Source organism: Sphingomonas sp. AOB5 (genome assembly GCF_029433115.1).
GTDB lineage: Bacteria > Pseudomonadota > Alphaproteobacteria > Sphingomonadales > Sphingomonadaceae > Sphingomonas.
Map to the genome: position 1 here is coordinate 1 of NZ_JARNTV010000108.1, position 5,829 is coordinate 5,829.

Sequence of the window (5,829 nt, forward strand, 5' to 3'; positions counted from 1 at the left end):
AGCACGGTCCCGGCCGGAACTTCCGCGGCGTCGGTGCCGGTCACCGTCACGTCGCCGGTGGCGGCGGCGGCCGACTTGCGTGTCAGGCCGAAGATCGCGGCCCAGCGCGCCAGGCGCTCGCCATCGGTGCGATCGGGCAGGAAGTTGGCGTTGTCGGCAAGCGCCCCATAAAGGCTGTGCGCGAGCGCCCCAAGCAGGCGCCCGAGCGTATTCAGCACGCTGCGGCGCCGGAGCCGACTATCGGCGCCCGGCATGCGCGCGTCGATATCCGCCAGGATGCGCGCGTTCAGTTCGGTCTGGGTCGGTCGCGACCAGCTCATGCGGCAAGGCTCCGTTGGGTAGCATCCCAGACGAAGTCGAAGCGCTGCCGCGCGGGGCCGTCAGGGCGGGAAAGGGTGACCGAGGCGCGCAGCGCGTCCGGCCGGATGATCTCGGTGGCCACCGTCAGCTCGCGCACCACGCCGTCCTGGACGAGCCAGTCGAGCGCCTCGGTGATCATGTCGCGGGCCTTCAGCGCGGTCGCGGCGGTCAGCTTCTCGCGCCGGAGCAGCCACAAGCGCGATCCGATCGCGTCGTTCGGATCCTCGTTGAACGCATCGCCCCACCATCCGCGCGGATCGGCGCCAGGCTCGGGCAGCACGTCGTCGGGCCGGGCGCGCGCATCGGTGAAGATCGAGACGATCAGCGCGGTCATCAGTCCGTCGTCGGTGGCCAGATCGCCATCGACCAGGGCGATATCGGCGGTCTGAGCCGCGGGATCGAAGTTCAGGGCGATATCGGTCATTTGAAGCGCTCCCCAGGCGCAGGCAAGGCGAGCGGAGGGGCTGGCAATGCGGGGCGCGACCGCACTACCGGGCGACTCGCTGAGCGAGGCTCAGGTTCTGGAACAGCACGAGGCTTCGGGGTTTGTGCTTCCTGAAGATCGGAAACGATGCGCCCCAAGGTGTAGGGGTCGCTCACCTCAATCTCTATCTTAACCGTCGTGCTGCGCCCTCGATTTGTAGTGCAGAACGACTTCAACTTGGCGTCAGCGCGGTCCCAGCTGAGGAAAACATGATCGGTCACTCCGGCAACCCCAGCATTTCGATCTCGATGCCGAGCTGACGCAGCACCATTTCGATACGCAGGATGCGGCGCTCGATCATGGTGTCACGCGCGCTGTGCGCCGCGTCGATGCCGCAACGCGGGTCATAGGTCGCACCCAAGAGACCGGTCGGCTTCAGCTCGACCGGATAGCCCACGAAGAAGGTCGGCTTGTTATCCATGAGCCGCCCCCTTCACTTCGGAGACGAGCCTGAGACCCCAGCTGACCGAGCCGTTCGCGCTCATCGTGGCCTTCCAGCCACCGGCATAGGTCGCCTTCAGGCGGCGGCATTGGCCGGCGCGCGTGAACCAGCCGCGGGCGGTCACCGGGTCATCCTCGACGGGCGCGAAGCCGAGGGCGCGGATCGCGGCGCCGGCCTTTTGCAGATCTACTTCGGCCGAATACAGCCGCTGACGCGGGCGACGCCGTGCCTTCTTCATCATGCAATCCTCACTGAGCTGGACCCACCCAAAATCGTGTCGGTCGAATCGTTGATCGCGTCGCCGCGCCGCGCCGCGTAGGCCGAGGCGCCCGCGCCGACATCGACCGCAATCGCATCGAGATCGATGAAGTTGCCGCTGACCGTCACGGCATTGCTGCCCCCGTCGATCGAGACGCCGGTAGGCCCTTCGATCGAAACGCCACCCTGTCCGGCCAGGCTGATCGTGCCCTCGGCCGCGACCGCGAAATTCCCCTCGGTCTCGATCGACACGCCCTGATCGCTGCTGATCACGATGCCCTCGCGGCCGATCAGCACCTTCTGCCCCTGATCGTCGTGCAGGGCGACTTCGCCCTCCTGAAGCCCGGTCAGGCGATAACGGCGATCGCCGACGCAGATCGCGATCGCATGGCTGCGCAGCCCGCCCACGCCGAGCACCACGCCCTCCGCGCCCCTCCTGGGTACGGACGTGATGCCATAGTCCTGGAACCGCTCGACCCGCTCCAGCACCTCGTCGGCGAGCAGCTGGACCTGAAGCTCCTGGAACTTCCGCCCGTCGTCGACCGCCATGACGATGCAGCGGCCGATCGCCATCTGGATACGGCCCGAAAGGCGGCGCAGGGCATCCTCCATCGCCTTCATCGCCGCGCCTCCGGCTGGGCCAGCTGCTTCCATGCCTCGGGCGGCAACACGGTGATCGTCGCGGTCGTGCCTTTCTCGCCCTTGGTGAGCGTCACGGCCGGGACCAGCATGATCTCGTCGGGCAGTTGGACCGGCGCGCACTTCACCTTCACCCGCACGTTCGGCCGCCACAGCGGCCCGCCCGGCGTCGATCGCCAGCCCGGCACCACGATCGATCCGTTCACGCTGCGGCCGGCGCGCACGCCCGCCTCGAACTTGGCGCGCACCGTGGCGCTGGCGCCGTCGCTCTGCTCCTCGGCGATCACCAGGAACGGGCGGTACCGCTCCACGCCGGCATCCTTCGCGGTGCCGCGGATCTGCGCCACCGCCGCGCCGTTATGATCGTCGCCGCCCGACGCCTGGCCTTTGACGACATAGTCGCTGAAGCGCTCGCGATCGTCGAAGCTGCCATTGGCTTCCAGGATATTGACGCCCAGCTCCAGCGTGGCGATCGGCGCGGCCTCGGCCGGGGTGATGATCTCCAGATCGCCATTGCCGTCCGCCACCATCAGCAGCCCGCGAAAGCGCAGCAGCCGCTCCAGCGCGGACTGGACCGTCTCGCCCTGCTGGATCGCGAACTTGCGGATCGGCGCGCCGGTGCCGCCGCTGGCGGTCACGGTCACCTTGATCCCGAACGGCTTCACCAGCTCGGCCGCGATCGCCTCCAGCTTGGTGTTGATCCAGCTGCCCGGCTTGTGGATCGCCGAACAGTCGGCCAGGTCGGCGGTCCGGTCGCGGCCGGCGACGCGGATCTTGTGCTGCTCGCCCGAGATCGAGGGATAGACTGCGTCGATCCAGCCATTGATCACGATCTCGCCGCCGATCTGCACGATGCAGCGCTGGCCCTTGCGGATCTTGAACTCTGCGGCGTCGGTCATGTCCTGGGCGGCCAGCACCAGCGAGAAGGAACCGCTCAGGCCCTCCATCGATCGCGTGACGGTAACTTCGTCCCACGCCGAATAGACCGCACCGCCCAGGCGCAGCTCGACCGTCTCCTCCAGCGCCTTCGCCAGTGCGACCAGATCAGCCACGGCCACCCCCGATCGCCAGCTCGGGCGTCAGCACCTGGAGCGTCACCGCGCCGGTCACGAAGCCGGGATGCCGGATGCGGTTGCGCGCCACGATCTCGCCGGTGCGGTCTTCCAGCGCGGCCGGGCCGTACAGCCGGTACGCGATCACGATCGCCGGTTCGGTGATCGCGGGCGTATAGTCCTGAAGCCGGGCGAGCGATCCGCCGCGGCTGGTCACGTCGCGCGACAGCGCCAGGCGCAACGCGTCATATTGGGCGGCTCCTTCATCGTCGCCGGCATCGGCCTGGCGCAGCGCCAGCCGGTCCAGCGCGTCGGCCGCCTCGGTCCGGATGGCGACCGCTTCCTGATAGGAATCGAACACGGTGCCGGCGACGGCATCGACCAGCGTGCCGGCGACGGCCAGATTGACCAGCTGCACGATCGCTGCCTGGTTCTCCCGCTGGCGATCGCGCGCGGGCGTGCTGCCCGCGATCGGCGGCAGATCCTCGCCGAACGCCAGCAGGCCGATCAGCCCGCCGATCAGCGATACGCCGCTGCCGCCCACCGTCAGGATCGATTGCGCGGCCCCCACCAGCGTCTGACCCAGCGCGACGGGCGAGCGCAGCATCGCCTGAACTTCTTCAGGCAGGGTGCCCAGATTGGCCTGGATCGCCGCCAGCGCCGGGCCGATCCCGCCCTGAAGCCCCGATACCACCGCCATCGCCGATGCGGCGAGCGTCACCAGCTCGGCCGCATGCGCCTCCACAAAGCCCTGCACCCCGTCCAGCGCGAACCGGTCGGCGAACTGGACGGGCGCGGCCCCGGCCGACAGCGCGGCCTTCTCGCGGGAAAGTGCGGCGGTGTCGATCGCCGGGCCGGGCGGTGCCGGCAGGCCGCTTTCGACGAACACGACCGAGAAGACGGCGATCGCGCCTTCCTCCACGATATCGCTGCGCGTGAAATCCTCGACGCGCACCTGCATCGGCCCCAGCCAGGGATGCACCAGCGTGCCCGCACCCTTCGCGTTCAGCGCCTGGCCGAACGTATCGGCCCGCGCGATATAATCGTCGCCGCGGATATGGCAGTTCAGCGTGAAGCGGCCGGTCTTCTTGCCCAGATCCTCTGTGATCGGCTTCTCGGCCTGCACCGGTTCGTGCACCACGATCCGGCGCCCGCCTGCCTGATCCTGCCCCTGCGACACGAAGGATAGCCCGCGAAAGCTGCCCTTCTGCCACCCTTCCGGCGCGCTCATGCGACACCCGTCATGGCGCGGCCGGTGCGGACTTCCAGATCCATACCGGTGGCCGAAACACCGGTCGGCACCGCCTGCCATCCGGGCGGCGGCCGCAACTCGACCGAAACCTTGCCCTTGGGCGGCGGCGCGGCGGGGCCGGGTCGCGGGAAGCCGGGCGCGGCAGGGGCGAAGCGCCAGGGCTGCCGATTGGGCGATAGCGGCGAGGGACGCCCGCGGCTGATCCAGTCGCGCGTAGTGCGGCTGCGCGACTGGATCGCGCGCCGCTGCCGTGCTTCCTCGGCGATCTGATCGGCCGGGATGCCGTGGTTCTCGTCCCACCCGAGCCGCCGGTTCGTCTCGCGCAACAAGCGGCGGTTCATGCTCCGCTGCTCCTCGCCGATCCAGGGCAGGTTCAGCGAGGCTGAGAGGCCCGCGCCGCTGGCAAAATCGCCCGCGCGGTTCAGCGCGTTGCCTGCGGCATTGATCGAGCTGGCCATGGAGGCAAAGGCCCGCGCCACGCTCAACGCATCGCTCGCGAACCCGGCCCAATCGAACGAGCCAGCCTCGTCGACAAGGGCGGCGATCGACTTGGCCGCGCTGTCCGCCCATCTATCTAGCGAGCCATCCTTCTCGGCTCGATCCAGATTGGCGTTAACGCGATCGAGCACGCGATTGACGGCTCCTCCGACACCGCGCTCCCACACATCCTTTGCCTTAATGGTGAAGCGATCCATCATGTTCGACCACTTGCCTTCGGTCAGCGCGGCGAGGTTGGCCATCCCGCCTGCGAAGCGATCGTTGAAAATCTCGCTCAGGGCGGCCTGGATCGCGCGGCCTTCTTTCTTGACCGTGCGTGTCATCTCCTTGCCGTTTTTCATGAACCGGAAGGTCACCTGCTCGCCCTCCTGCGACGCGCGGACGCCGAACTCCTTCAGCCGCTCAAACTCGCCGGTCTGGGCGTCGGCCATCATTTCGACCGCCTGCATCAGCGATTTGCCCATTCCGCCCGCCGTGTCGCCCAACGTGCGCAGCGAGCCGTCAGTCGGATCGATGCCGTAAGCCTTCAGGGCGATGAAAGCCTGCATGACCTCGTCCAGCTCGTAGGGTGTCGAGCGCGCGAACTCGGTGACCCAAGCCATCGCCTTTCCGCCACCGGCTGCCGATCCTTCCAGCCCGTTGAGTTGGGTGCGGTACCGTTCGAAATCGATCCCGGAAGACCCGATCTTGTAAAGCCCGGCCGCGCCGAGCGCACCGGCGCCAAAGAAGCCTGCGCGCGCCGCGCCGCCGATCTGGCGGCCGCCCCACTGGGCGAACTTCGCCATATTGGCGCGGGTGAGCGTCAGGCGCCGTTCGAGCGCGACCAGCCCGACTATGCCGCGCC

The 5,829-nt window shown here is 68.4% G+C and carries 8 protein-coding genes; all 8 read right to left on the reverse strand.

Going from position 1 to position 5,829, the window contains the following annotated elements; translation table 11 throughout:
• A partial coding sequence (locus P1X14_RS21435; protein WP_277317458.1) for a baseplate J/gp47 family protein occupies positions 1-320 on the reverse strand: 320 nt, incomplete at its 3' end.
• Positions 317-784, reverse strand: coding sequence for a phage GP46 family protein (locus P1X14_RS21440; protein ID WP_277317459.1), 468 nt, complete (start codon positions 782-784; stop codon positions 317-319). The genes P1X14_RS21435 and P1X14_RS21440, both read right to left, overlap by 4 nt.
• Positions 785-1,061: 277 nt before the next feature.
• Positions 1,062-1,265 (reverse strand): hypothetical protein, encoded by a 204-nt coding sequence (locus tag P1X14_RS21445; RefSeq protein WP_277317460.1) that lies wholly within the window; start codon positions 1,263-1,265, stop codon positions 1,062-1,064.
• Positions 1,258-1,524 carry a hypothetical protein gene (locus P1X14_RS21450; RefSeq protein ID WP_277317461.1) on the reverse strand — a complete coding sequence of 89 codons (267 nt, stop codon included), beginning with the start codon at positions 1,522-1,524 and terminating at the stop codon, positions 1,258-1,260. Before P1X14_RS21450 ends, P1X14_RS21445 begins: the two co-directional genes overlap by 8 nt.
• Positions 1,524-2,198, reverse strand: a complete 675-nt coding sequence (locus P1X14_RS21455; RefSeq protein ID WP_277317462.1) for a phage baseplate assembly protein V — start codon at positions 2,196-2,198, stop codon at positions 1,524-1,526. The genes P1X14_RS21450 and P1X14_RS21455 overlap by 1 nt, the downstream gene beginning before the upstream one ends.
• Complete coding sequence (locus tag P1X14_RS21460; protein ID WP_277317463.1) at positions 2,162-3,235, reverse strand: phage baseplate assembly protein; 1,074 nt, start codon at positions 3,233-3,235, stop codon at positions 2,162-2,164. Before P1X14_RS21460 ends, P1X14_RS21455 begins: the two co-directional genes overlap by 37 nt.
• Positions 3,228-4,466 carry a DNA circularization N-terminal domain-containing protein gene (locus P1X14_RS21465; RefSeq protein WP_277317464.1) on the reverse strand — a complete coding sequence of 413 codons (1,239 nt, stop codon included), beginning with the start codon at positions 4,464-4,466 and terminating at the stop codon, positions 3,228-3,230. The genes P1X14_RS21460 and P1X14_RS21465 overlap by 8 nt, the downstream gene beginning before the upstream one ends.
• A partial coding sequence (locus P1X14_RS21470) for a tape measure protein (RefSeq protein WP_277317465.1) occupies positions 4,463-5,829 on the reverse strand: 1,367 nt, incomplete at its 5' end. The genes P1X14_RS21465 and P1X14_RS21470, both read right to left, overlap by 4 nt.

Excerpts from the sequence above, each read along its gene's own strand:
- P1X14_RS21445 (WP_277317460.1), bottom strand. The coding sequence starts at position 1,265 with ATGGATAACAAGCCGACCTTCTTCGTGGGCTATCCGGTCGAGCTGAAG.
- P1X14_RS21440 (WP_277317459.1), bottom strand. The coding sequence starts at position 784 with ATGACCGATATCGCCCTGAACTTCGATCCCGCGGCTCAGACCGCCGAT.
- P1X14_RS21450 (WP_277317461.1), bottom strand. The coding sequence starts at position 1,524 with ATGAAGAAGGCACGGCGTCGCCCGCGTCAGCGGCTGTATTCGGCCGAA.
- P1X14_RS21465 (WP_277317464.1), bottom strand. The coding sequence starts at position 4,466 with ATGAGCGCGCCGGAAGGGTGGCAGAAGGGCAGCTTTCGCGGGCTATCC.
- P1X14_RS21455 (WP_277317462.1), bottom strand. The coding sequence starts at position 2,198 with ATGGAAGCAGCTGGCCCAGCCGGAGGCGCGGCGATGAAGGCGATGGAG.